This is a genomic window from Allobosea sp. P1_B10, assembly GCF_056406735.1.
In genome coordinates this window covers 122,740-147,070 of sequence record NZ_JBFTZP010000008.1, presented here as the reverse complement: position 1 = coordinate 147,070, position 24,331 = coordinate 122,740, and the positions used below count along the sequence as shown (strand labels likewise).

26 protein-coding genes are annotated in these 24,331 nt (G+C 68.1%); 11 read left to right on the top strand and 15 right to left on the bottom strand.

Annotation, left to right across the window (positions count from 1 at the left end):
- The 3 genes from AC1D2L_RS17295 to proB form a co-directional block, all read right to left on the bottom strand.
- Positions 1-627, bottom strand: a complete 627-nt coding sequence (locus AC1D2L_RS17295; RefSeq protein WP_476847128.1) for a nicotinate-nucleotide adenylyltransferase — start codon at positions 625-627, stop codon at positions 1-3.
- Entirely contained in the window at positions 627-1,931 is a 1,305-nt protein-coding gene (locus AC1D2L_RS17290; RefSeq protein ID WP_476847127.1) for a glutamate-5-semialdehyde dehydrogenase, read from the bottom strand. The genes AC1D2L_RS17295 and AC1D2L_RS17290 overlap by 1 nt, the downstream gene beginning before the upstream one ends.
- Before the next feature lie 176 nt (positions 1,932-2,107).
- The gene (proB, locus tag AC1D2L_RS17285; protein ID WP_476847126.1) at positions 2,108-3,232 is read right to left on the bottom strand and encodes a glutamate 5-kinase; all 1,125 of its coding nucleotides are present in this window, start codon (positions 3,230-3,232) and stop codon (positions 2,108-2,110) included.
- Between the two features lie 287 nt (positions 3,233-3,519).
- Here proB and AC1D2L_RS17280 point away from each other — a divergent pair, with 287 nt between their 5' ends.
- From AC1D2L_RS17280 to AC1D2L_RS17250, 7 genes are all read left to right on the top strand, one after another.
- Positions 3,520-3,729, top strand: a complete 210-nt coding sequence (locus AC1D2L_RS17280; RefSeq protein WP_476847125.1) for a cold-shock protein — start codon at positions 3,520-3,522, stop codon at positions 3,727-3,729.
- 161 nt (positions 3,730-3,890) lie between these two features.
- Positions 3,891-4,154, top strand: coding sequence for a 30S ribosomal protein S21 (gene rpsU / locus AC1D2L_RS17275; RefSeq protein WP_476847124.1), 264 nt, complete (start codon positions 3,891-3,893; stop codon positions 4,152-4,154).
- Positions 4,155-4,241: 87 nt separating this feature from the next.
- Complete coding sequence (locus tag AC1D2L_RS17270; RefSeq protein ID WP_476847123.1) at positions 4,242-4,619, top strand: DUF6481 family protein; 378 nt, start codon at positions 4,242-4,244, stop codon at positions 4,617-4,619.
- 143 nt (positions 4,620-4,762) lie between these two features.
- On the top strand, positions 4,763-5,092 hold the full coding sequence (locus AC1D2L_RS17265; RefSeq protein WP_476847122.1) for a hypothetical protein: 330 nt from the start codon (positions 4,763-4,765) through the stop codon (positions 5,090-5,092).
- A 318-nt stretch (positions 5,093-5,410) separates the two neighbouring features.
- Positions 5,411-5,971, top strand: a complete 561-nt coding sequence (locus tag AC1D2L_RS17260) for a sigma-70 family RNA polymerase sigma factor (RefSeq protein WP_476847121.1) — start codon at positions 5,411-5,413, stop codon at positions 5,969-5,971.
- A gap of 33 nt (positions 5,972-6,004) precedes the next feature.
- The gene (locus AC1D2L_RS17255) at positions 6,005-6,703 is read left to right on the top strand and encodes an anti-sigma factor family protein (RefSeq protein WP_476847120.1); all 699 of its coding nucleotides are present in this window, start codon (positions 6,005-6,007) and stop codon (positions 6,701-6,703) included.
- A gap of 50 nt (positions 6,704-6,753) precedes the next feature.
- The gene (locus tag AC1D2L_RS17250) at positions 6,754-8,481 is read left to right on the top strand and encodes a S8 family serine peptidase (RefSeq protein ID WP_476847119.1); all 1,728 of its coding nucleotides are present in this window, start codon (positions 6,754-6,756) and stop codon (positions 8,479-8,481) included.
- A gap of 75 nt (positions 8,482-8,556) precedes the next feature.
- Here AC1D2L_RS17250 and AC1D2L_RS17245 read toward each other — a convergent pair whose 3' ends face one another.
- Positions 8,557-9,783, bottom strand: coding sequence for an MFS transporter (locus AC1D2L_RS17245; protein ID WP_476847118.1), 1,227 nt, complete (start codon positions 9,781-9,783; stop codon positions 8,557-8,559).
- A 191-nt stretch (positions 9,784-9,974) separates the two neighbouring features.
- Here AC1D2L_RS17245 and AC1D2L_RS17240 point away from each other — a divergent pair, with 191 nt between their 5' ends.
- Positions 9,975-11,129 (top strand): glycosyltransferase family 4 protein, encoded by a 1,155-nt coding sequence (locus AC1D2L_RS17240; RefSeq protein ID WP_476847117.1) that lies wholly within the window; start codon positions 9,975-9,977, stop codon positions 11,127-11,129.
- Positions 11,126-11,788 (top strand): class I SAM-dependent methyltransferase, encoded by a 663-nt coding sequence (locus tag AC1D2L_RS17235; RefSeq protein ID WP_476847116.1) that lies wholly within the window; start codon positions 11,126-11,128, stop codon positions 11,786-11,788. The genes AC1D2L_RS17240 and AC1D2L_RS17235 overlap by 4 nt, the downstream gene beginning before the upstream one ends.
- 12 nt (positions 11,789-11,800) lie before the next feature.
- Here the strand turns inward: AC1D2L_RS17235 and AC1D2L_RS17230 are convergent, their stop codons facing one another.
- Positions 11,801-13,312 carry a methyl-accepting chemotaxis protein gene (locus tag AC1D2L_RS17230; protein WP_476847115.1) on the bottom strand — a complete coding sequence of 504 codons (1,512 nt, stop codon included), beginning with the start codon at positions 13,310-13,312 and terminating at the stop codon, positions 11,801-11,803.
- Positions 13,313-13,625: 313 nt separating this feature from the next.
- Between AC1D2L_RS17230 and phnN the strand changes: the two genes are divergently transcribed.
- The gene (phnN, locus tag AC1D2L_RS17225) at positions 13,626-14,213 is read left to right on the top strand and encodes a phosphonate metabolism protein/1,5-bisphosphokinase (PRPP-forming) PhnN (protein WP_476847114.1); all 588 of its coding nucleotides are present in this window, start codon (positions 13,626-13,628) and stop codon (positions 14,211-14,213) included.
- A gap of 115 nt (positions 14,214-14,328) precedes the next feature.
- Here the strand turns inward: phnN and AC1D2L_RS17220 are convergent, their stop codons facing one another.
- The 8 genes from AC1D2L_RS17220 to phnG all read right to left on the bottom strand — a co-directional run bounded on the left by AC1D2L_RS17220 (position 14,329) and on the right by phnG (position 21,059).
- A complete protein-coding gene (locus AC1D2L_RS17220) occupies positions 14,329-15,027 on the bottom strand; it encodes a DUF1045 domain-containing protein (RefSeq protein ID WP_476847113.1) in 699 nt (232 codons plus the stop codon).
- A complete protein-coding gene (locus AC1D2L_RS17215) occupies positions 15,024-16,163 on the bottom strand; it encodes an alpha-D-ribose 1-methylphosphonate 5-triphosphate diphosphatase (protein ID WP_476847112.1) in 1,140 nt (379 codons plus the stop codon). The genes AC1D2L_RS17220 and AC1D2L_RS17215 overlap by 4 nt, the downstream gene beginning before the upstream one ends.
- Entirely contained in the window at positions 16,163-16,861 is a 699-nt protein-coding gene (gene phnL / locus AC1D2L_RS17210) for a phosphonate C-P lyase system protein PhnL (protein WP_476847111.1), read from the bottom strand. The genes AC1D2L_RS17215 and phnL overlap by 1 nt, the downstream gene beginning before the upstream one ends.
- Before the next feature lie 138 nt (positions 16,862-16,999).
- Positions 17,000-17,809, bottom strand: a complete 810-nt coding sequence (phnK, locus tag AC1D2L_RS17205; protein WP_476847110.1) for a phosphonate C-P lyase system protein PhnK — start codon at positions 17,807-17,809, stop codon at positions 17,000-17,002.
- Positions 17,806-18,834, bottom strand: a complete 1,029-nt coding sequence (locus AC1D2L_RS17200; protein WP_476847109.1) for an alpha-D-ribose 1-methylphosphonate 5-phosphate C-P-lyase PhnJ — start codon at positions 18,832-18,834, stop codon at positions 17,806-17,808. The genes phnK and AC1D2L_RS17200 overlap by 4 nt, the downstream gene beginning before the upstream one ends.
- Positions 18,831-20,030, bottom strand: coding sequence for a carbon-phosphorus lyase complex subunit (locus AC1D2L_RS17195; protein WP_476847108.1), 1,200 nt, complete (start codon positions 20,028-20,030; stop codon positions 18,831-18,833). The genes AC1D2L_RS17200 and AC1D2L_RS17195 overlap by 4 nt, the downstream gene beginning before the upstream one ends.
- Before the next feature lie 22 nt (positions 20,031-20,052).
- Positions 20,053-20,655: a phosphonate C-P lyase system protein PhnH gene (gene phnH, locus AC1D2L_RS17190; protein WP_476847107.1), complete on the bottom strand. Its 603-nt coding sequence runs from the start codon at positions 20,653-20,655 to the stop codon at positions 20,053-20,055.
- Positions 20,655-21,059 (bottom strand): phosphonate C-P lyase system protein PhnG, encoded by a 405-nt coding sequence (gene phnG / locus AC1D2L_RS17185; protein ID WP_476847106.1) that lies wholly within the window; start codon positions 21,057-21,059, stop codon positions 20,655-20,657. The genes phnH and phnG overlap by 1 nt, the downstream gene beginning before the upstream one ends.
- Positions 21,060-21,177: 118 nt before the next feature.
- On the opposite strand from phnG, the gene phnF reads away from it, so the two are divergent.
- Positions 21,178-21,927, top strand: a complete 750-nt coding sequence (phnF, locus tag AC1D2L_RS17180; RefSeq protein WP_476847105.1) for a phosphonate metabolism transcriptional regulator PhnF — start codon at positions 21,178-21,180, stop codon at positions 21,925-21,927.
- Between the two features lie 580 nt (positions 21,928-22,507).
- Here phnF and phnE (AC1D2L_RS17175) read toward each other — a convergent pair.
- Positions 22,508-23,362: a phosphonate ABC transporter, permease protein PhnE gene (gene phnE / locus AC1D2L_RS17175; RefSeq protein WP_476847104.1), complete on the bottom strand. Its 855-nt coding sequence runs from the start codon at positions 23,360-23,362 to the stop codon at positions 22,508-22,510.
- Complete coding sequence (phnE, locus tag AC1D2L_RS17170) at positions 23,359-24,240, bottom strand: phosphonate ABC transporter, permease protein PhnE (RefSeq protein ID WP_476847103.1); 882 nt, start codon at positions 24,238-24,240, stop codon at positions 23,359-23,361. Before phnE (AC1D2L_RS17170) ends, phnE (AC1D2L_RS17175) begins: the two co-directional genes overlap by 4 nt.
- Positions 24,241-24,331 lie beyond the last annotated feature (91 nt).

Sequence of the window (24,331 nt, the reverse complement as noted above, 5' to 3'; positions counted from 1 at the left end):
TCAATCGGAAACGGCCGATTCCCGCAGCATGGTCGAGGACAGTTCGGACCGGCGCCCGTGCAGGAACGTCCAGGCAGGGGGCTTCGCGGCTGCCAGAACGGCCGCCTGCCGTTCCGAAATACGCCAGCGTGACAACCAGTTGGCGGCCGGCGAGGCCATCGCGCTGTGAGTCGAGCCCGGGCGGTCTATAACCGCGATCGGCATCAGCCGCGCAATCGCGCGCCACTCGTTCCAGCGGTGGAAACTTTTCAGATTGTCCGATCCCATGATCCAGACGAAGCGCACGCCGGGGCAGCGCTGCCTCAGCGCGCGCAGCGTGTCGGCGGTGTAACGCGTGCGCAACCGCGCCTCGATTCCGGTCACATGGATATGGGCGTGGTCGGCGAGCTCGCGGGCTGTGGCGACGCGCTCGCCCAAAGGAGGCAGCTGCGAGTTGTCCTTCAGCGGGTTGCCCGGCGTGACCAGCCACCAGACCCGGTCGAGCTGAAGCCGGCGCAGGGCGGTGAGGCTTGCCATGCGATGGCCGTCATGGGCCGGGTTGAAGCTGCCGCCGAACAGCCCGATGCGCAGGCCCGGCGCATGCGGCGGCAACCGCAGATAATCGGCGCTCGCGATCCCCTCCTGCATCACGGGCGGGTCTGGCCGTCGCCATGGACGCGATATTTGAAGGAGCAGAGCTGTTCGACACCGACAGGTCCGCGCGCATGCATCCGGCCCGTCGCGATGCCGATCTCGGCTCCGAAGCCGAACTCGCCGCCATCGGCGAACTGGGTCGAGGCATTGTGCAGCACGATCGCCGAATCGACCTCGGCGAGGAAGCGCGTTGCTGCGGCCTCGTCGTCGGTGACGATCGCCTCGGTGTGGTGCGAGCCGTAGCGCTCGATATGCGCGATCGCGGTCTCGATGTCGGGGACAACCTTCACGGCGATGATGCTGTCGAGAAATTCGGTGGCCCAGTCGGCCTCGGTCGCGGCGGTGACCCGCGCATCGACGGCCTGGGTTTTCGCATCGCCGCGAACCGCGCACCCGGCATCGAGCAGGGTGCTGACCAGCGGTGCGAGGTGGCTGCGGGCGCAAGCCTGATCGACGAGCAGGGTCTCGGCGGAGCCGCAGACGCCGGTCCGCCTCAGCTTGGCGTTGAGCACGATCTCCCGCGCCATGGCGAGGTCTGCCTCGGCGTGGACGTAGACATGGCAGTTGCCGTCGAGATGGGCGAAAACCGGGACGCGGGCATCGCTCTGGACGCGGGCGACGAGGCTCTTGCCGCCGCGCGGCACGACGACGTCGACGCTGCCGCCGAGCCCTGCCAGGATCTCGCCGACGGCGGCGCGGTCGCGGGTCGGCACCAGCTGGATCGCGTCGCCGGGCAGGCCCGCCGCCTCCAGCCCCTGCCGCAGCGCCCTGGCTATCTCAGTCGAGGTGCGAAAACTGTCGGAGCCGGCGCGCAGGATCGCGGCATTGCCGCTCTTCAGGCACAGCGCGCCCGCATCAGCGGTGACATTCGGGCGGCTCTCGAAAATCACGGCGATGACGCCGAGCGGCGTCGCGACGCGCTCGAAGCGCAGGCCGTTGGGCTGTGTCCACTGGGCAAGCACGCGTCCGACCGGGTCGGCCAGCGTGGCGATTTCGGCGACTGCGGTCGCGATGCCCTCGACGCGGGCGTCGTCCAGCAACAGCCGGTCGAGAAAGGCGGCGTTATGGCCGGCGGCCCTGGCATCGGCGAGGTCAAGGCGATTGGCTGCGAGGATGTCGGCTGCGGCAGCGCGCAAGGCCGCTGCCATGGCGACCATCGCGGCATCGCGCTGCGTGGCCGGAGCCAAAGCGACGCGGCGTGCGGCGGCGCGGGCGCGCAGTCCGAGCGCCTGCATCAGCGGCCCGATTGCGGCTGCGCCGTCGTCCGCGATCACCCGCAAGGTCTGCTCGCTAGCCATCATATACTCGCCTGCCTGAACTCTCATCGAACCCTAGAGGAAACACGCCGTAACCGACAACGCGGGCTCACAGCGGACCAGCCGCGCAGCGCCGCCGATCCGGGATACCTTCCGGAGGCTTGCCTGAGACGCCTCGGGATGACGGTGCGTGTTTCAAAGAAGAGCCACCTCTGACCTTATCCGACGCCGAGCGCCATGTCGTCCCGGTGGATCATCTCGGCGCGGCCGGGGTAGCCTAGGATCGCCTCGATGTCGCGCGAGGCCTTGCCCAGCACCAGCACGGCTTCGCTCGCGTCATAGGCAACAAGCCCGCGCCCCATCACGCTGCCGTCGGGCGCGCGGATCAGCACGGCGTCGCCGCGAGCGAAATCGCCCTCGATCCGGCTGACGCCGACCGGCAGCAGGCTGGCCCCGCCGCGCAGCGCACGCGCCGCACCCGCATCGACGATCAGCGCGCCGCGCGGCTCGAGCGAGCCCGCGATCCAGGTTTTCCGCGCGGTGGCGGGGGTGGAGTTGGTCAGGAACCAGGTGCAGCGGGCGCCGTCCGCGATCGCAGCCAGCGGGTTCTTCGCCCGGCCATCGGCAATCAGCATGTGCGTGCCGCCGGCTGCGGCGATCTTGCCGGCCTCGATCTTGGTGCGCATGCCGCCGCGCGACAGCTCCGACGCAGCGCCGCCGGCCATGGCGTCGATCTCCGGCGTGATGCGCTCGACCAGCGGGATGTGCCGGGCCGACGGATCGCTCGCGGGCGGCGCAGTATAGAGACCGTCGATATCGGAGAAGAGCACCAGCAGGTCGGCGCCGGCCATGGTCGCGACGCGGGCGGCGAGCCGGTCATTGTCGCCATAGCGAATCTCGGCGGTCGCGACGGTGTCATTCTCGTTGATCACGGGCACGGCGCGCAGGTCGAGCAGGCGGCCCAGCGTGGCGCGCGCATTGAGATAGCGCCGGCGCTCCTCGGTATCGGCGAGGGTAAGCAGGATCTGGCCGGCGGTCAGGCTATGATGGCCCAGCGCCTCGGCCCAGGTGCGGGCGAGCGCGATCTGGCCGACGGCGGCGGCGGCCTGGCTCTCCTCCAGGCGCAGGGCGCCCGCCGGCAGGCCCAGCACCGTCCGCCCCAGCGCGATCGCGCCCGAGGATACCACGAGGACATCGGCGCCACGCAGGTGCAGGTCGGCGAGATCCTCGGCCAGGGCCGCGAGCCAGGCCTGTCGCAGGCGGCCGCGGGCCCGATCGACGAGCAGACTGGAGCCGACCTTGACGACGATTCGGCGGAACTGATTCAGGGACGGCGTTTTCACTGGGAGACCGATTGATATCGCGGGGCTTTCGACTTTGGCTGTTGGCCAAAATCTGGCGGTTGTAAAGCACGGCGGGGCCAGGCCGGCCATGCCTTACATCGGCTCATCTGCCGGTTGCATTGACAAGTGGAGCCCAAGCGTCCATATGGGGTGGGTCGATATTTAGGCCGAACGACGTGGCCCCGCGCATGAAGATGCGCCTGCTGACGACCTTCACCGCTCAAAAAATCGAAAAGCCTGCGCGTGAGCGATCACGCGCTTCATAACACTTAGCGAAAGGGTTCGTCATGAGCGCCGGCACAGTTAAATGGTTCAATTCCACCAAGGGTTTCGGCTTCATCCAGCCGGATGATGGCGGTCAGGACGTGTTCGTCCACATCTCCGCAGTCGAGCGCGCTGGCATGCGCGATCTCCGTGAAGGTCAGAAGATCTCCTACGAGCTCGTCCAGGACAAGCGCTCGGGCAAGATGTCCGCCGATCAGCTTCGCGCTGAGTGAGCCGCTAAGCCGCATCGGACGGCACCGGAATACAGGTCGGGCGACCACGGATGTACTGGCGCCTTAGATCTTCCGGTTCGAACGACGATGCGGCGCGATGAGGGGTCGGGGTTCACAGCCCGGCCCTTTTTCCGTCACGTGAAACGCAGGAGACTGAAGACATGCAGGTTCTCGTCCGCGACAACAACGTCGACCAGGCCCTTCGGGTTCTGAAGAAGAAGATGCAGCGCGAAGGCGTTTTCCGCGAGATGAAGCGCCGTTCGGCTTATGAGAAGCCGTCCGAGAAGCGCGTTCGCGAAAAGGCCGACGCCATCCGCCGCGCCCGCAAGGTTGCGCGTAAGCAGATGCAGCGTGAGGGGCTGATTGCCGCTCCGAAGGTCAAGCCGAAGCCGGTCCGCGCTGGAAGCGCAGCGCCCGCGCGTTGATTTAGATACACTTTCGGCGCGATCTGGAGTATTGGCCCCCTCGCGGGCTAAAGATCGCGCCCGTCACAACACGAGAGAAGGCTACCCTTGAAGAACCCGAACGACCGCAGCTTCACTGACCGCCAGGCCAATTCCGCAGCCGCCAAGCAGGCGCTACTCGAGCGCTTCAAGGCAAGGCCGGGCCCGGATGACCCGGTCATGCAGCAGCGCCGCGCGGAGCGCCAGGCCATTGCCGATGCGCGCGCGGTTCGCGATGCCGAAAAGGCCGCTGCCCGTGCCGAGGCCGAACGCCTCGCCGCGATCGAGGCTGCCCGCCTCGCCGAGGAAGAGCGTCTGGCCGAGATCGCTCGTGAAGTCGAGCGCAAGGCCGAGCAGGCCCGGCGCGACGCAGAGCGCCCCCGCAAGGTTCTTCTCGAAGCCGTCCAGTATGCTCAGATGAGGGCAGCCGGCAAGGGCCGTCGCTGATCTGACACCAGCTTAGCTGACTGGGTTCTCTACTGCACCGGCTGGTGGCAGGGGGCTCGGCAGTCGACGATTCCGCCCCGGGTTCGCAAAGCCCGGGCGGCGTGACACGCCTGTCCCCCTTTTTGCAGCACCGGAGCGAGCCCATGGCGACGCGAGGACTGTCCGCCGACGAAATAAAGCGGCGCGCCCAGATGGCCTTCGACAAGGCCGATGCCAAGAAGCAGGAAGCTTCCCGCGCCATGGAAGCCGAGCAATCGGCCCGTGACGCGGTGCTTCAGAAGACCGAACGGCTGCGCGCGCAGCGCCTGGCGAAGGAAGCGGCCGATGCCGAGACCGCCGCCATCATCGCTGCCGAGCAGATGCGCATCAAGGCCGAGCTGATCCAGGCCAAGGCTGCCGCAAAGGCAGCCAAGGTAAAGGCGGCGAGCGACAAGGCTGCCAAGCCCAAGCGCGCCACCGCAAAGGCCGTCTGAACCGCCTGCCGGTCCCGACAGACCGGGACCAGACCGATATCGAGGTCCTGTCGCGGATGCCAACGCATCCGCAGCAGGGCCTTTTTTGTGCGCCGCGCGCCTTTGCAGGATGCGCCTCTGCGAAACGCACGGTCATCCCGGGTGGACCGCAGCCGATACCCGAGATGACGCGACCTATTCGTCCAGGCGCCGATTCGGCGGCAGCCGGATGACCTATCGGCAAACGGCAGCGACCGCGCTAATCTCGTTTTCGATTGAACCTTCCGCGCGCCCGCTGCGACCAACCCTTGCGAGCCGGCCGTCGAGCCTCGAGGCGTGATGCACACGGAATCGGACGACGACCTGGTCAAACGGATCGCGTCGGGCGATCGGCTCGCAATGAAGGTGCTGTTTTCGCGGCACCAGGTGCGGGTTTATCGTTTCGTGCTGCGGTTCGTCCGCGACGAGACCATGGCGGAGGATGTGATCAGTGACGTCTTCATGGATCTCTGGCGCCAGGCAGACCGGTTCGAGGCGCGTGCCTCGGTCGCGACCTGGCTGCTCGCCATCGCCCGCAACAAGGCCTATTCGCTGCTGCGCAAGCGGCGCGATGCCGGGCTCGACGATGATTTCGCCGCCAGCATCGAGGACGAGGCCGACGACCCCGAGATCGTGCTGCAGAAGCAGGACAAGGGTCTCGCGATCCGCGCATGCCTCGGGCGACTCTCGCTCGAGCATCGCGAGGTCATCGATCTCGTCTATTATCATGAGACCTCGGTCGAGGAGGTCGCCCGGATCGTCGGCATCCCCGAGAACACCGTCAAGACGCGGCTTTTCCACGCCCGCAAGAAGCTCGGCGAGGTGCTCAAGGCAGCCGGTATCGATCGGGGCTGGCCATGATCGCGGCTTCAAACGGCGTGAAGGAGGTCTGACATGACCGACACCATCGCAACCGATCCGAAGCGCGTCGCGCTCGAGGAACTGCTGCCCTTCTACGCCAATGGCCGGATCTCGGCCGCCGACAAGGCCCGGGTCGAGGCGGCGCTGGCAACCGATATCGAACTGGCGCAGCGGCTCGAGATCATCCGCGAGGACATGGCGGAGACCACCTTGCTCAACGAGACCCTGGGCGGGCCATCGCCGCGAGCGCTCGACAGGCTGATGGCCGCCATCGATGCCGAGCCACAAAAGCATGCGCTGCTGTCACGCGCGAAGGGCGGCGTCCTCGCCTGGTTCGGCACCTCGTTCGGCACTTGGCTCGCCGCGCAGCCGCCGCGTCGGCTCGCCTATGCCAGTGCGGCTGCGCTCGCCCTGATCGCGATCCAGGGCGTGGCGCTGACGGGTTATGTCCTGCGGGGTGGTGGTGGCCGTGGTTATGAGACCGCATCGGCACCCGGCGCCAGCACATCGGACCGCTATGTGCTGCTCAGCTTCGCTCCCGATGCCAGGGCAGCCGACATTGCAGGCTTCTTCAAGCGCTATGACGCAGCCGTCGTCGACGGCCCGCGCGCCTACGGCTTCTTCAAGGTCCGCGTCGGAGGGGCCAGCCTGACACCGGCCCAAGTCGATGCGATCGCCGCCCGGATGAAGGCGGAAGGGGCGATCGTCAGCTTCGTGGCACCCGCGCCATGAGCGCGCTTCGTGTACGGCAGCCACTAGCCAGCCGAGCAGTGCTTGGGCTCATGCTCGGCCTGTTCGCCCTCGGCCAGGACGCGGCGGCCCAGGTGCCCGGCTATGGCGATCGCGGCTACCAGCCGAACCGCGGAGCCTATGGTCGCGACATGGCACCCGCACGCGAGCCCGGCGCCGGTTACGGCCCGCGCGGGGCTCAGGCCGGGCGGCAGCCCGGCATGGCGTCGCGCACCGGCCGGCCCTATCCGACAGATGCTGGAGGCGGGCGTCCCGGGCGCCCTTCCGGACAGCCCGGCCGGCCGCCGCGCTTTCCCGGCGGGTGGGGCGCGCCTGCCGCCGGCATTGTCGGTGGCATCATCATCGATCAGACGCGCCGGCCCGTGTACGATCCTTACGATCGGGCTCCGCCTCGCTATCCGCGACCGCCGGTCTATCGGGACGACTACGAGCCGGAGGAGCCCGTGCGGCGCACGGTTCGCCGCGCGTCGCCGCCGCGCCAGCCGCCGCCACCTGCGCGCACGGCCGGCACCCCGCCGGCGCCTGCCCGGATCTCCGTGCCACGCCCCACCGAGAATCGCCTGGTCGCCGATGAAATCCTGTTCGAGCTGGCGCCAAATGCGCAGGCCGACGCCGTGCTGCGCCGCCATCGCGCCACGTTGATCGCCAGCCGCCGCTTCGAACTGGCCGGTATCACGCTGGTCCGTGCCCGGTTGAACGATGGCCGCAGCGCCCGCACGGTGCTGACGCAAATGCGAGGGGACCGTCAGGTTGCCAGCGCGCAGCCCAATTACGTCTATGCGCTGCAACAGGCCGAAGCCGTTCCCGCTGCCGCGCCGGAGGGAGCGCTCGGGGGCGCAGTTGCGCCGGGAATCGCTCCACCGGCTGAGAGCGCGGTTCCTGCCGAGGTCGTGGCAACGCCCCGGCGCGTCCTGCAGCCGCAATATGTGGTCGATAAGCTCGGGCTCGATGAAATTCACAAGCTGTCGCGCGGTTCCGCGATCAAGATCGCGGTGATCGACACCGGCACTGATGAGGCGCATCCCGAATTGCAGGGCGTCTTGGCGGCCAGCTTCGATGCGCTGGGCGGCGCAGCGGCGCCGCATGCCCATGGCACGGCGATGGCTGCGGCGATATTGGCGCAGGCGACCTTGCAGGGGGTCGCGCCGGGCTCGCGCCTGCTGGCTGCGCGTGCGTTTTCCGGCAGCGCCGGGCCCGCTTCCGCCAGCGGCACCACCTTTCATATCCTGACGGCATTGGATTGGGCGTCGGGCGAGGGCGCACGCGTGCTCAATCTCAGCTTCGCCGGGCCGCAGGACGCGCTGCTGTCGCGCACGCTCGCAGCAGCCCGGGCCAAGGGCATCGTGGCGGTTGCGGCAGCCGGCAATGGCGGGCCGCGGGCGGCGGCGCTCTATCCCGGCGCCGACCCGAATGTGATCGCAGTCACCGCGACGGATGCCGACGACAAGCCGTTCGCAGGGGCCAATCAGGGTGCGTATATTGCCCTGGCCGCGCCCGGCGTCGATGTGCTCGCGGCCGAGCCGGCGGGACGCTACGCCTTCGCGTCGGGAACCTCGATCGCGGCAGCCCACGTCTCCGGCATCGTGGCGCTCCTGCTCGAGAAGCGTCCCGACCTCGATCTCGAGGGTGTGCGCAGGCTGCTGACGGAAAGCGCTGTCGATCTCGGCGCAAAGGGGCGCGATCCCGTATTCGGCGCCGGGCGTGTCGATGCGCGCGCTGCGCTGACCCGGGCGCTGCCGGTGACTGCGGCGAGGCCCTGAGGCTCGCTTGTCCTGCGCTGGGCGATGACGGTCATCCCGGACGTCTAAGATCGCCCGGGCCGAGCGCTCGCGAGGCTAGTGCGCCGGCGTTGTCCTGAGGTTCGGCAGGAACCAGGCCAGCAGGCCGATGGCAGGCAGGAACGAGCAGATCTGGTAGACGCCGTTGATGCCGACACGGTCGGCGAACTCGCCGAGAATCGCTGCCGCGACACCTCCCAACCCGAATGAGAGCCCATAGAAGAAGCCGCCGACGAGCCCGATCCGGCCGGGAAGCAGTTCCATCGCGTAGATCAGGATCGCGGCGAAGGCGCTCGACATGATCAGGTTGATGACGATCGTCAGCGCGCCGGTCCAGAACAGGTCGGCATAGGGCAGCACCAGCGTGAAGGGCAGCGCGCCAAGGATCGAGAACCAGATGATCTTGTTGCGGCCGATCCGGTCTCCGATGATGCCGCCCGCGAGCGCGCCCACCGCCGACGAGGCCAGGAACAGGAACAGCATCACCTGCGAGGTCTGGACGGACACGCCGAACTTCCCGATCAGGTAGAAGGTGTAGAACGAGGTGAAGCTGGAGGTGTAGGCGTTCTTCGAAAACAGAAGGATGACGAGGACCGCGATCGCGAGGATCACGCGGGCTCGCGGGAAATGCGCCCCATGCGTATCGGGGCCATCGGAGGTCGAGGTGACCTTGGCCTTGGCCTTGGCCTGCTCGCGCTTGAGCGCGGCGTAGCGCCCGGCTGTCCAGGTCATCAGCACCATCGCGACGAGCGCTGCCACCGAGAACCACGCCAGGCTGCCCTGTCCACGCGGCACGATGATGAAGGCCGCCAGCAGCGGGCCGATGGCGCCGCCTGTCTGGCCGCCGACCTGGAAGATCGCCTGGGCCAGGCCATGCTGGCCGCCCGAGGCATTGCGGGCCATGCGGGTCGCTTCGGGGTGGAAGATCGAGGAGCCGATGCCGACGCAGGCCGCCGCCAGCAGCAGCAGCGGATAGGAGTTGGCGAAGGCCAGGCCCACGAGGCCCGCCAGGGTAAAGCCCATGCCGACGACCATGGAATAGGGCATCGGATGCTTGTCGGTGTAGAGCCCGACGAGCGGCTGGAGCAGAGAGGCCGAGAGCTGGAAGGTCAGCGTGATCAGGCCGATCTGGCCGAAATCGAGCGTATAGGCCTGCTTGATGATCGGGTAGATCGCCGGGATCAGCGACTGGATCATGTCGTTCAGGAGATGCGTGACGCTGAGGACGATCAGCACGGGCAAGGCAGCACGCTGGGCGGTGCCGACTGTGGCAGTCACGGTCATGGCGATACTGACTTCGGTTGTGAGGCGACGAACCTTCGGCCTGAGTAACGCAGAATCGCGGAAGAACGGACCGTTTTGTGGCCCTGCGCGCGCAGCGACGATGCGCTCCCGACGCAGGACGGGCGCGTGATGATACGAGACACGACGCCTGGCGCTTGACCTTCCGCGCCGCATCGGCCTGATGTCGCGCCATGCGCCGACCAAAGCTTCTCTTCGTCGCGACCGAGGACTGGTTCTTCGCCTCGCATTTCCTGCCAATGGTACGAGCGGCGCGCGAACTCGACTTCGACGTCGCCGTGATTGCCCGCGAGCGCCAGCATCGCCGCGCCATCGAGGCAGCCGGTGCGCGGCTGATCGCGCTGGAAGCCGAGCGCCGCAGCCTCGACCCGCGCGCGCTTTACCGGCAGGTCGTCGCGCTGAAGCGGCTGATCGCGGCCGAACGGCCCGACATCCTGCATTGCATCGCGCTGAAGCCGATCGCGCTCGCCGGGCTTGCCGGCAAGCTCGCCGGCGTCGACCGGCGCGTTTATGCGCTGACGGGGCTCGGCTTCTTCGGCGCGAAGCAGGGACTGGTCGCGAGTGCCGCCCGCATGGCCGCGACGCTGTGGCTGCGCGAGGCCGTCGACGGGCCCAAGGTGCGCTTCCTGTTCGAGAACCCCGACGATCCCGTCACGCTGGGGCTTGATCCTGCGGATGCCGCGAAGGTCGCCATCGTTGGCGGCGCCGGTGTCGATCCGCTGATCCTGATGCCCGAGCCGATGCCGCATGCCCCGCCGCTCAGGGTCGCGCTGGTGGCGCGGATGCTGTGGTCCAAGGGCGTCGATCTCGCAGTCGAGGCGGTCCGGCTCGCGCGGTCAGAAGGCGCACGGGTCGAGCTCACGATCCATGGCGCACCCGATCCCTCGAACCCCAAGGCGATTCCCGAGGCGACGCTGAAGGAGTGGACGGCGCGGCCCGGTATCACCTGGGGCGGGCCGACGCGGGATATCGAGGGCGTCTGGCGCAATCACCATCTCTGCATCCTGCCTTCGCGGGGCGGCGAGGGCCTGCCGCGGACGATCCTGGAGGCCGCCGCCTGCGGCCGCGCGATCCTGACCACAGATGTGCCGGGCTGCCGCAGCTTCGTCCGCGACGGGCAGGACGGCCGCGTCGTGCCGGCCAATGACGCCGCCGCGCTCGCCAAGGCCCTGATGCTGTTTGCGGCAGCGCCGGCGCTGGCCGAGCGCATGGGCGCCAGCGCCCGCGCCCGGCTGCTCGACGGCTTCACCGAGCGCGACGTGATGGACGGCGTTAAAGCGCTGTATCGCGGCCTGCTGGCCGAGCCGACTGCGGATCTCACGGCATGACCGAGGCTCCGATCGCGCTCGACCGGCGCGGCTTCATCCTGGCGCAGACGCGGCTGCTGCCGGTGCCGCATGCGCCCGAGATCGCCCTCCATGTCGCCGAAGAGGCAACCGAACTCTGGCAGAAGACCGAGGACGAGCTGGCGACGATCGGCCTGCCGCCGCCGTTCTGGGCGTTTGCCTGGGCGGGCGGGCAGGCGCTGGCGCGCTATCTGCTCGATGCGCCGGAAGTCGTTGCAGGCAAGCGCGTGCTCGATTTCGCCAGCGGCTCGGGCCTGGTCGCGATCGCAGCTGCCAAGGCCGGCGCCAAGGCGGTCGAGGGCTGCGACATCGACGCGTTCGCGGGCGAGGCGATCACTCTCAATGCACAGGCCAACGGCGTCTCGGTCACGGCCCGGCTCGACGACCTTGTCGGCCGCGACGAAGGCTGGGACGTGATCTGCGCCGGCGATGTCTGCTACGAGCGCGCCATGGCCGAGCGCGTGATCGCGTGGCTCTCGGTGCTGGTGGCGCGCGGGGCCACCGTGCTGATCGGCGATCCCGGCCGCAGCTACCTGCCGCGCGAGCGGCTGGAGGTGCTGGCGACCTATGCGGTGCCGGTGACGCGCTCGCTGGAAGACGCCGAGATCAAGCAGAGCTCGGTCTGGCGCCTGCGTCCGTAGCGGGCGGCCGGTTCAGGCGGCGGCGCGCTTTTGCGACGGTGCCGGGGAGGCGCTGGCTTCGGTGCGGAAGGCGGAGACCAGCCGGTTCAGCTGTTCGGTCTGCTCCAGCAAGGTGCGCGCGGCCGTGGCGCTGTCCTCGGCGAGCGTCGCGTTGTGCTGGGTGATCTCGTCCATGTGGCTGACCGTCTGGCTCATCTCGTCGATGCCGTTGGCCTGCTCGCCGGCTGCGGTCGCGATCTCGCTGACGGTGGAGGAGACGCGGACCGAGGCGTCGACAATCTGCTGAAGGGTGTCGCCGGCCAGCCGCACCAGCTTGACGCCATCGGTGACCTCCGCGTCGGAGGCGGCGATCAGCCCGGTGATGTCCTTTGCAGCCTGGGCCGAGCGCTGGGCGAGCGCCCGCACTTCGGAAGCGACCACCGCGAAGCTGCGTCCGGCGTCGCCGGCGCGGGCTGCTTCCACGGCCGCGTTCAGGGCGAGGAGATTGGTCTGGAAGGCGATGCCGTCGATCACGCCGGTGATCTCGGAGATGCGCTTCGAGCCCTCCTCGATGCGGGTCATGGCGTCGACGGCGTCACTGACGATGGTGCCGCCGGTGCGCGCGACCGAGGTCGCATCATCGGCCAGCGCGACGGAGTCGCGCGAGGCCTGGGACGACATCTTGACCGATGCGGCGAGCTGCTCGGTCGTCGCTGCGCTCTGCTCGAGGGCGGCCGCCTGCTGCTCGGTGCGCGAGGACAGGTCGGAGGCGCCGGAGTTGATCGTCACCGAGGAAGCGGCAATCGCAGTCGATGTCGACTTGATGGTGGCGACCATCTCCTGGAGCCGGCCCATGGCATCGTTGAAATGGTCGCGGATCTGCACGTACTCGGCCGGGATGTCGGCTGCCATGCGGAAGGTCAGGTCGCCCTTGGCAAGGGCCGCCATGCCTTCGTTGACGCAGGCCACGGCCTTCTCGCGCTCTGCGGCCTTGGCCTGCTCGATGGCGCGAGCCTGCGCCTCGGCGTTGAGGCGGGCTGTCTCGGAGGCTTCGAGATAGACGGTGATCGCGTAGTCCATGTCGAGCAACGCCGCCTTGACGATGGCGCCGATCTCGGCTGCGCGGTCCTCGGCACCGGGCAGGGCGCCACCGAAGCGGCGCTTTGGCCAGCGCGCCTCCAGCACCTTGCCGACCAGCTGCTCCAGCAGCAGCGCGTAGCCACCGATATACCAACGCGGTTCCAGTCCGATGCGCGCATGGACCTTGCCGACGGCCGTGACCGCCTCGACGTAGTCGGCGTCGAAGCGCCCGCCTGCGATGCGGTCCCAATGCCCGACCTGGCGCTGCTTGGCGCTGTCGACATGCTGGTCGCTGCTGAAGAAGCGCCGCGTCTGGGGTTCGCTCTTGAGGCGCTCGTAGAAGATGTCGAGAGCCGAAGGCAGGGCCTCGGTCAGGACATCCTGGACATCCCGGATGCGCGCCTGCTCCTCGGGGCCAAGCCCGATGAAGGCGAGACGTTCAGCGAGATGATCGGATGACGACATGATTGGCCCCCCAGGCCGCGTGCCGGTATTAAACACGGCTTCGTGATGGGCGATCGTGAGTTAACATCCGATCACCAAACAGGCGGCATGGGCTCGGGGCGCACGCGTGCACGCCATGCATCCCGGACATTCGTCATCATTCGCCGCCCGGTTTGTCGCATGGATGACACGCAGACCGGCGAGAACTGCAATTCCGCCGGCTCGTGCGGGCCCAAGGCGGTGCAGGGGCCGTTTCCTGTGTATTCTGCGCGTCTCGCCTGCCGCCGCTGCGCGACAGTGCCGATCATCGCCCTGGACCCGAGTATCCTGCCTGATGCCTTCCCCCATTCTCGCCCAACGCGCCCAGGGGGCGCTTGTCCTGGTCGTCGGCCCTTCGGGAGCCGGCAAGGACACGCTGATGGATGCCGCCCGGGCCGCACTTGCGGGGCAGGCCGGCGTCAGTTTCGCCCGCCGCCTGATCACACGTCCCGCGATGGCGGGGGCCGAGGATCATGACAGTTGCAGCGAGGGCGAGTTCGCGGCCTCCGAAGCGCGTGCCGAGATGGCGTTGAGCTGGCGCGCTCACGGACTTTGCTACGGCATCCCCGCTCGCGAGCTTGCGGGAATTGCGCAGGGCGAGGTCGTGATCGCGAACATCTCGCGCGGCAGCATCGCGCAGGCCGAGCGGTTGGCGCAGCGGGTCGTGGTGGTCAACATCACTGCGCCCGACGCGGTCCTGGCGCGGCGGCTGGCGGCGCGCGGACGCGAGAGCGAGGCCGACATAGCGGCCAGGCTGGCGCGGGAGGCACCGCTGCGGACGCAGAGCGCCGAGCTGGTCGCGATCCAGAACGATCGGACGGTCGCGGAAGCGGCCGAGGAATTCGTGGCGCTGCTGCGGGGGCTGGCGGAACGGAGATCCTGAAGAAAGCCCGTCATTGCGAGCGTAGCGAAGCAATCCAGGTGCGGCCGAGCGCTACGACTCCTGGATTGCTTCGTCGGCTTCGCCTCCTCGCAATGACGTGGAGGCGCGCCGGCGATCAGCTCAGCGCGAGCGAATCCAGCAGGCGGAAGCGGCTCGTCCGCGTGTCCTGCTTGAACAGCGCGATACGATCGATCGTGAACGGGCGCGGGCGGGGCACGGCTTGCTCATAGGCCTGCGCCAAAGCCTCCTTCACCGGCGCGACCAGCTCGGGTGGGAGCGAGCCGGTCAGGGTCATGTGGAAGCGGAAGGCGTCGCCGACATAAGGGTAGCCATAGGCCTCGAGATAGGCCCGGTGCGCCGGGGTCAGCGGGCTCGTGAGGCGGCGCGCCATGTCCGCCTCGCTCAGCGGCGCGCGAAACGGCTCGAACGCCTGCACGACGCCGAAGGCGAAGCGCTGCAGCAGGGCGCTCTCCGCCGACGGGATCAGCGCCACGAAGCGGCCGAGCGCCGCGACGCCGAGGCCTTCGATCGCGACCCGTTCGAGTCCGGAGGCGTAGTTGTGGGCGAAGGCGCGCAGCTGCGCTTCGCTGCGGCCGACGCCGAGTTCGAAGGGCGCCTTCAGCGTGCCGTGGAAGCCGTAGCGGCGGGGCTCCTCGGTCAGGGCGGCCCAGCCGGCCTGGTCGCAGCCCGGCGGGACCAAAGCGGGCAATTCGTCGCCGGTGATCGCATCATAGCCGAGCACGGCGCTGCCGAAGCGCCAGAGCGGGCTTTCGACGGCGGGAGCGTAGTAGAGGGCGTAGCGCGGAGCGGTCAAAATGCGCGCTCGCCCTTCGACCAGACGGCGGCGAGCACCGGCGTCTCGCCCAGCGCCTTGAAGCGCACGATGTCGGAGCGAAGGCCGGGCTTGAGGTGGCCCCGATCCTTGAGTCCGAGGATGTCGGCGACTTTCCAGGTCACCATGCCCATCGCGGCGGGCAGGGCGATGCCATGGCTCGAATGCAGCTTCAGCACCGCCTGGAGTAGGCTTGCGGGCACGTAGTCGGAGGACAACCCGTCGAGCAGGCCCTTCTCGGCCAGTTCCGAGACCGAGACGCCGCCGGAATGCGAGCCGCCGCGCACGACATTGGGCGCGCCCGCGACGGTAGCCAGTCCACGCTGCTTGGCGAAGGCGGCGGCCTCGATCGTGGTGGGGAACTCGGAAATCACGGCGCCCGACGCGATGCCGGCCTCGACATGGTCGAGGGTGGTGTCGTCATGGGTCGCGATCGGGATGCCGCGCTTGCCGAACATCTCGACCACGGCCGCCCAGTTGCTACCGACATTGGCCGCGCCTTCGGACTGGCGAACGGCAACGTCATCCGCGAACTCGGCTTCGGTCTTGCCGTTGCCCAGCGCGTAGGTCTTGAGGTGTTCGAGATTGCGCCATTGCCTCTGGCCCGGCGTGTGGTCCATCAGCGAAACCAGCTGGACGAGTTCGTCGTCCTGGTAAGGCTCGATGTCCTCCCGCAAGCCGGGGCTGGTCAGTTCGCAGCGCATGTGGATGCGGTGGTCGATGCGGAAGACGTTTTCGCGGCGGCCATCGGCGAGCGCCTTCATCACGTCGGCAAAGATGGTGCGGCGATAGTCCTTGGCCGAAAACGGCGTGCCGGCGCAGATCGCGTCATAGACGGTGGTGACCCCGGCGGCCGCCATCTGCGCGTCGTGGACCAAAGCTGCTGCCAGCCCGTTGGGCCAGAACACCTTCGGCCGGGGCATGAAGTGCTTTTCCATGTTGTCGGTGTGCATCTCGACGAGGCCCGGTGCGACATAGTCACCGCCGGCATCGATGGCGCCAGGCAGGGATGACCTGCCCTGATCGACCGAAGCGATGCCGGTCTCGTCGAAGGCGATGGTGCCGGTGACGATCTCGTCCTCGAGAATCAGCCTGGCATTGGTCAGAACGGTCTGCATCAGGCGGCCTTCCGGAAATCTGTGATGTCGAGATAGCGGGTGGCGACGGCCTCGCGCACCGCTTCGTCATGGAAGATCCCGACGATGGCAGAGCCCTTAGCACGGGCCTCGGCGATCAGCTGAACCACGACGTCGCGGTTGCCGGCGTCGAGCGAGGCGGTGGGCTCGTCGATCAGCAGGATCGGCGAGGGATCGACGAAGGATCGGGCGATGTTGACGCGCTGCTGCTCGCCGCCGGAGAAGGTTGCAGGCGCGAGATCCCAGAGCCGCTGCGGCAGGTTGAGCCGCGCCAGCATCGCTTTGGCGCGCTCGCTGGCCTCGTCGGCTGCGACGCCGCGCGCCAGCAGCGGGTCGCGGACGATGTCGAGCGCCGAGACGCGCGGGATCACGCGCAGGAACTGCGAGACGAAGCCGAGCGTGCGGCGGCGGATGTCGAGCACCGTGCGCGGCACCGCCGCGACGATGTCGACGGGTAAGCCGCCATGGGTGATCGCGATGGTGCCGGAGGTCGGGCGGTAATTGCCGTAGAGGATGCGCAGCAGGCTGGATTTGCCGGCGCCGGAAGCTCCGGCCAGCACCAGGGCCTCGCCGGCTTCGACGGAAAAATTGACGTCGTCGAACACCGGCAAGCGGACGCCGCCCTGGTTATGCAGGGTGAAGGCTTTTGCTACGTTCTCGACGCGGATCATCGTGGTCATGGGATCAGTGCCTTGTACGGGCGCGGTGACGGGAGTGTGACGAGGCGGCGGGCGCCGTCATGCTCGGCCCTGGGCCGCGCATCTCCTGCAAGAGTTTCTCGGGCCGGCTTTGCGAGCCGTCCGAGAATGACGGATTCTTCACACACTGAGTACCGCCGAGGTGAGGAGCTGGGTGTAAGCGTGGTGGGGATCGTCGAGGACCTGGTCGGTCAGGCCCTGCTCGACGACGCGGCCGTCCTTCATCACCATCAGCCGGTCGGTGAGCAGGCGGGCGACGGCGAGGTCATGCGTCACGATGATCGCCGCCAGGCCGAGATCGCGCACCAGCACGCGCAGCAGGTCGAGCAGTCGCGCCTGGACCGAGACGTCGAGGCCGCCCGTCGGCTCGTCCATGAAGACGAGTTTTGGCTCGGAGACCAGCACGCGGGCGATCTGCAGGCGCTGCTGCATGCCGCCGGAAAACTGGCGCGGCCGGTCGTCGATGCGGTTTTCGGCGATCTCGACGCGGGCGAGCCAGTCGAGCGCGCGTTCGCGGATGTTTCCGTAATGCCGGTCGCCGCGGTCCATGAGGCGCTCGCCGACATTGCCGCCGGCCGAGACATCCATGCGCAGGCCGTCGCGCGGGTTCTGGTGAACGATGCCCCAGGCTGTGCGCATCAGGCGGCGGCGCTCCTGCTCGGCGACCGAGTAGATGTCGAGGGGCTCGCCCGAGCCGCGAAACAGGACCTCGCCTGCGTCGGGGCGGTCGATGCCTGCCAGGCAGCGCAGCAACGTGGATTTGCCGGAGCCGGATTCGCCGACGATCCCGAGCACTTCGCCGGGCCAGAGGTCGAAAGAGACCTCCGTGCAGCCAATGCGCTCGCCATAGAAGCGGCCGATGTTGCGGGCCGAGAGCAGGGGCGCCGGTTCGAGCGCGGTGTCGATGGGCGGGGAGACGTGGAGAGTCATTGGGCGGTCTCCTTGCCGTCATTGCGAGCGGAGCGAAGCAATTTGGCCGCGTCGGGCTCGACGGCTTGCTGGATTGCTTCGTCGGCTTCGCCTCCTCGCAATGACGGGGGGTGGGTCACGAACCCGCTCGCCGTCGCGTCGCCGAGCATCGTGCCGCGATGGCCTGCCTCGCGACGTGTCTCGCAATGGTGGCTGTCGGAGCAGACGAACATGCGCCCGCCCTGGTCGTCGATCACGACCTCGTCGAGATAGCTGTCGCCGGCGCCGCACAGGCCGCAGGGCTCGTTCCAGCTCTGGATGCGGAAGGGATGGTCCTCGAAATCGAGGCTTTTCACGCTGGTATGCGGCGGCAGTGCGTAGATGCGCTTTTCGCGGCCGGCGCCGAACAGCTGCAAGGCCGGCGACATGTGCATCTTGGGGTTGTCGAATTTCGGGATTGGCGAGGGCGCCATGACATAGCGGCCATTGACCATGACCGGGTAGTCGTAGGTCGTCGTCACCTCGCCGAAGCGGGCGATGTTCTCGTAGAGCTTGACCTGCATCAGCCCGTATTCGGCCCAGGCATGCATCTTCCGGGTCTCGGTCTCATGCGGCTCCAGCTTGCGCAGTGGTTCGGGCTGCGGGACCTGGTAGACGATGATCTGGCCGGCCTGGAGCGGTGCCTCGGGAATGCGGTGGCGCGTCTGGATGATCGTCGCGGCGTCCGTCGCCTCGGTGGTGCGGGCGTCCGCCGTGCGCTCGAAGAAGCGGCGGATCGAGACCGCGTTGGTGGTGTCGTCGGCGCCCTGGTCGATGACCTTGAGCGTGTCGTCGGGGCCGATGATCGCGGCGGTGACCTGTATGCCGCCGGTGCCCCAGCCGCGCGCCAGCGGCATCTCGCGGGAGCCGAACGGCACCTGGTAGCCCGGGATGGCGACGGCCTTGAGCAGCGCGCGGCGGATCATCCGCTTGGTCTGCTCGTCGAGATAGGCGTAGTTGTAGGCCGGCGCAGCGTGGTCGCCGGCCGTCTGCTGATGGATCGTCATTCTGCGGCCTCCGGCAGATCCTGCTCGGGCAGGGCTTGGTTCTCGCGGGCGAGGCGCTGTTCGCGCTCGGCCCGGATGCGGCGGATCAGTTCGAGCTCGCCCTGGAAATCGACATAATGGGGCAGCTTGAGGTGCTCCACGAAGCCGGCCGCCTCGACATTGTCGGAGTGATACAGCACGAACTCGTCCTGCTGGGCCGGGTAGGTCGCGGCCTCGCCGAACTCGCGGCATTTCAGCGCCCGGTCGACCAGCGACATCGACATGGCCTTGCGTTCGGCATGGCCAAAACTCAGCCCGTAGCCGCGCGTGAATTGCGGGGCGACGTCCTTCGAACCCTGGAATTGGTTGACCATCTGGCATTCGGTCAGGGTGATGTCGCCGAGATCGACGGCGAAACCCAGCTCCTCGGGGACGAACTCGACCGAGACCTCGCCGACGCGGATCTCGCCGACGAAGGGGTGGCTGTTTCCGTAACCGCGCTGCACGGAATAACCGAGCCCGAGCAGAAAGCCCTCGTCGCCGCGCGCCATGGATTGCAGGCGGACATCGCGATCGGCCGGGAAGGAGACGGGTTCGCGGGTGAGATCGAAGGGGCGCGGATCGCCCTCGGGTGGCGTCTCGGGCTCCATCAAGCCCTCCGCGCCGAGAATGTCGGGCACGCGTGGCATGGATGCGTCGAGGGGTTTCACGTCATGCTCGGGCTTGACCCGAGCATCTCGTGCCGCGCTTGCGCTGGGGGCGGCCTCTCGTCCCGAGATGGTCGGGTCAAGCCCGACCATGACGTTCGCGTCATCCATCAGCGCAAAGTCGAACAGCCGGTGGGTATAGTCGTAGGTCGGGCCGAGCACCTGCCCACCCGGCAGATCCTTGTAGGTTGCCGAGACCCTGCGCCGGATCGCCATCCGCGCGGTGTCGACCGGCTCGGAAGAGCCGAAGCGCGGCAGCGTCGTGCGGTAGGCCCGCATCAGGAAGGCGGCCTCGATGGCATCGCCCTGCGCCTGCTTCAGCGCCAGCGCCGCGAGGTCGAGATCATAGAGCGAGCCCTCGTTCATCACCCGGGCGCAGGCGAGGCCCAACTGCTCGCGGATCTGCGCAACGGCGAGTTCCGGCACGGCGTCGTCGCCGCGTCGGGCTTCGGCGACCAGATCATGCGTGGCGAGGATTGCGGCCTCGCCGCCTTTGACCGCGACATACATCAGTAAAGCTCCCGGCGGGGCATCAGCGGATTTCCTCGACGTGGGTGGTGCGCGGCAGGCCGACCATCTGCGCGCCGTGGCACAGCACGAGATCGACGCCGAGCGGATAGAGTTCGGCATTGGCGGCGAATTCGGCCCAGAAGTTTTGACGCAGGCCCAGCGGCGCGACCCTGCGCGCGCCGGGAATGCCGGGGCCGGTCAGGCTGACGGCGGGGCCGCCATCGAGGCTGTCGCATTGCACGAAAACAGTGCCGGACCGGTCGGGGAATTGGTCGTGGCCGGGGTTGAAGGCGGTGAGCGGCGGCGCGGATCCGGCGCCGTCGATCACGGCAAACACCGCCTCGCCGGGGGCGTCGACGAGGCCTGAGCCGCAATGAAAACGCAGCCAGGCGCCGGCGGGGCCGTCACGCAGGGCTGGCGGCAGGAAGATCGGCGTCTCGTAATCGGCCAGCGTCAGCAACGCGGTCGCGGTCGCCAGGTAAAGTCCAGCCGGTGCTTCGATCTCGTTCGACACATGCTGCACCGTGCCGGGTTCGGACAGAGCAGATAGCAGTGCGCGGAAGGCGGCCTGCGACTGAAAGACCGGGCTCGAAAAGCCGGCTCCGATGAGGGTGTTCGTCGGCATCACGCGCCTCGCACGAGAGTGAAGAAATCGACCTTGGTGGCGGCCGCCTTGCGCGAGGCCAGGTCACGGGACGCGGCCTGCTTTGCCGCCAGCGCCGCGATGCCGTTGGCGAGCGCCCCGTCCTGTGGCTCGTGCTGCAGCCTGCCATCGAGGATCGCGGCCAGGCGTGCCTTGCGGCTATCGCGGCCCAGCGCATAGGAAAAACCCATGGCGCCATCGGCGAGCCTGACGACGCAGCGCGTCACCGTGGCCTCGCCGAGGTTGAAGCGCCGACCTGCGCCGCCGGCCCGCCCCTCGACCATCACGGTGCCGGTCTCGGGCGCCTTCAGCACCTCATGGCCCGGAAGCTCGGAGCCGGCGAGCGCCTCGATCTCGGCGCGCGAGGCGCGGGCCAAGATCGCCATCCAGTGTTGCCGTGCGGTTTTATCTGCCATCGTCATGTACCGTCTGGTCGCTTGCTAATGTCTAGACTATGATAGGCTCGCTGCCAGGAAAGGTCTATACATTTTGGGTGACGCTTTGATGACGGGCCAGACGATCGACGTGGCGGTCCGTGACGCCGGGACGGCCTGGCGGCGCATTGCCGACGAGTTGTCCGCGGCGATCGAAAAGGGCGAGTACCTGCCCGGCGACACGCTGCCGGCGTCGGTCGCGCTGGCGGAGCGCTATGGCGTGCACCGTCACACCGTGCGGCAGGCGTTTCGGCATCTTGCGGAACAGGGGCTGGTGACCGTGGCGCGCGGGCGCGGCACGCAGGTCAGCGCGCGACGCGTGCCCTATCCGCTGGGGCGGCGCGTCAGCATGCGCGCCAATTTCGGCAGGCTCGGGCTCACCGGCTCGAGCGAGGTGCTCGCCACCGACAGGGTCGTCGGCGATGCGGAGACCTGCGCGCTGCTGCAGGTCGAGCGTGGGGCTGCGCTCTGGCAACTCGACGGCCTGAGCCGCGCCGATGGCACGCCGATGGGAACCGGGCGGCACTGGCTCTCGGCTCAGCGCTTTCCCGATTTCGGCGAGGCCTTTCGCGAAGCCGGAGGTTCTATGACGGCTGCGCTCAAGGCCTGTGGCGTGGCCGATTATATCAGGCTCTCCACGCGTCTCAGCGCCCGGCTGGCCAGCGAGCGCGAGGCGGGGCTGTTGCGGATCGCGCCGGGCGCAGCCGTGATGGTCTCGGCTGCCATCGACGCGCTGCCGGACCTGACGCCGATCCACCTCGTCACCAGCGTCTTCGCCGGGGATCGCATGGAGATGGTCGTCGAGCCGTTCGGGGAGTGAAGGTTTTTCGTCATTTTCGGACGTAGCGCAGCGGCGACCCGAGAATCTCCGGCAGGAGATGCTCGGGACAAGCCCGAGCATGACGCGTGACACCGACTTATCCCCGCCCGCCGAAGCCGTGACTATTCTCGCCTTGCTCCACCCGACCAAGGGGGCTGTCGCGAGGCATCGTGCGGCCGGGTGGAGTGCGGTGTTCGTGGATGGGGCCGTTGCGGGCCTGCCGCCATGGAGGGGCCGAGCGTCGTCCGGGCCGAACAGGCAGGCCCGGTCCTGGCCGGACATGAAGACGACGACGGAACCGGCAAGATAACCGCGTGCGGGGTCGGGAAAGCGGCTGTTGACGCTGTCTCGACATTCTCGACATCGACATCGGCACGCAGCCGTCGACTGCGACGCCAACCGACCCCGCGCATCCCCTCGGGACGACGCTCAAAACCCTCACGGCGGCATGCCGGCGAGGATATTGGCGCGCGCGTCATTCTCGGACGGCGCGAAGCGACGCGCCGAGAAACTCAGGCCAGAGAGGCCGCATGCATCGTGAAGAGATGCTCGGGTCAAGCCCGAGCATGACGGCGGAGGATCACACCGCTCGCTTGCCGATGATCGCGAAGCGCAGCTTGCCGGAGAGGAAGTCGATCGCCGAGACGGCCGCCAGCACCAGCAGGATCAGGAACGAGGTCTGCTGCCATTCCAGTGTCCGGATGGTCTCGGCGAGGTAGAGGCCGATGCCGCCGGCGCCGACGATGCCGATGATCGTCGAGGAACGCGTGTTGGATTCGATGTAGTAGAGCACCTGGCTGGCGAGCACCGGCAGGACCTGCGGAATCAGCCCGAAGCGGACCTCCTGCAGCTTGCCGCCACCGGCAGAGGCGATGCCTTCGCCGGGCTTGCGGTCAACCGCCTCGATCGCTTCGGAGAAGAGCTTGCCGAAGGCGCCGAGATCGCTGGTCATGATGGCGAGCATGCCGGCGAAGGGGCCCAGGCCCACGACATTCACCCAGATCAGCGCCCAGATCAGCGCATCGACGCCGCGCACGCTGTCGAGCGAGCGCCGGGCCAGGAAATGCACGACCTTGTTGGCGACGACGTTGCGGGCGGCGAGGAAGCCGAGCGGGAAGGCGAGGATCGCGGCCAGGATCGTGCCGAGGAAGGCGATCGCGATGGTCTCGAACAGCGCCTTCACGAACAGGATGGCCCGGGCGAGGCTGCCGGGATCGGGCGGCAGCATCAGCACCACGAAGGTACCGAGATTGCCGAAGCCGCTCAGGATGCGCCAGAGCGTCACCTCGAAGGTCGAGAACGCGTAGAGGAAGAGCCCGACCATTCCCGCGACCACGGCGATGGTGATCAGGCGGGAGGTCCGCGAGCCCGAGATCGCGGCCTTGTGCCGGCCCAGGATGTCGCGCCGGGCGGTGTCCGAAAGGGCGAGGGTCACGGCCGCGTCTCCATCGTGAGCAAGGCATGGCGCAGGCGCTCTGTTCCGTAGTCGATCAGCATCACGGCGAGGATGATCAGCAGCAGGATGGCGCTGACATCGGTGAAGTAGAATTTGCGGATCGCCTCGATCAGGTCCTGGCCGATGCCGCCGGCGCCGACGAAACCCATGATCGAGGCGCCGCGGACATTGATCTCGAAGCGCAGCAGCGAATAGCTGGCGAAGTTGGAGAGCACCTGCGGCACCACGCCGAAGCGGATCACCTGCCACCAGCTCGCACCCGTCGCGGTCAGGCCGTCGACCGGCTTCATGTCGATGTTCTCCACGACCTCCGAGAACAGCTTGCCCATGGCGCCCATGGTGTGGAGCGCGATGGCGAGCACGCCGGGCAGGGGTCCCAGCCCGAAGGCGATGACGAAGATCAGCGCGAAGACGATCTCGGGCACGGTGCGCGAGAATTCGAGAAAGCGGCGGGCTATGAGGCGCGCCCAGCTGGACTTGCCGAGATTGGCGGCCGCTACAAAGCAGAGCAGGAAGCCGCCGATCGCGCCCATGATCGTGCCGGCATAGGCGATCAGCACGGTCTGCCAGAGCAGCTTGAGCCAGTGCCTGATGCCCCAGAACCATTCGGACAGGTCGGCGCCGAGGCTGGAGAGCCGCAGCGTCGGCATGGTCTCCACGATGTATTTCGGGAAGCGCCAGGCGTTGGCGGCGAATTTCTGCGGATCGACCTCCGAGCCGATGGCAGCGAGCCAGATGCAGGCCGCCAGCACGACGAAGCCGATCAGCATCTGGCGGCGCTTGGCCGAGACCGAATGGCGGTAGCTCTCGGCGTGCTTGAGGATCGCGGGGTCGTTGCGGTCGATCGCGAGGGTCATTTGGGGAGGCCGCAGGTCAAGTTTCGGGGAAGTCTGTCGTCCGGGCGGCCTTCCCGTCATGCTCGCCCCTGTGGCGAGCATCCACGTCTTC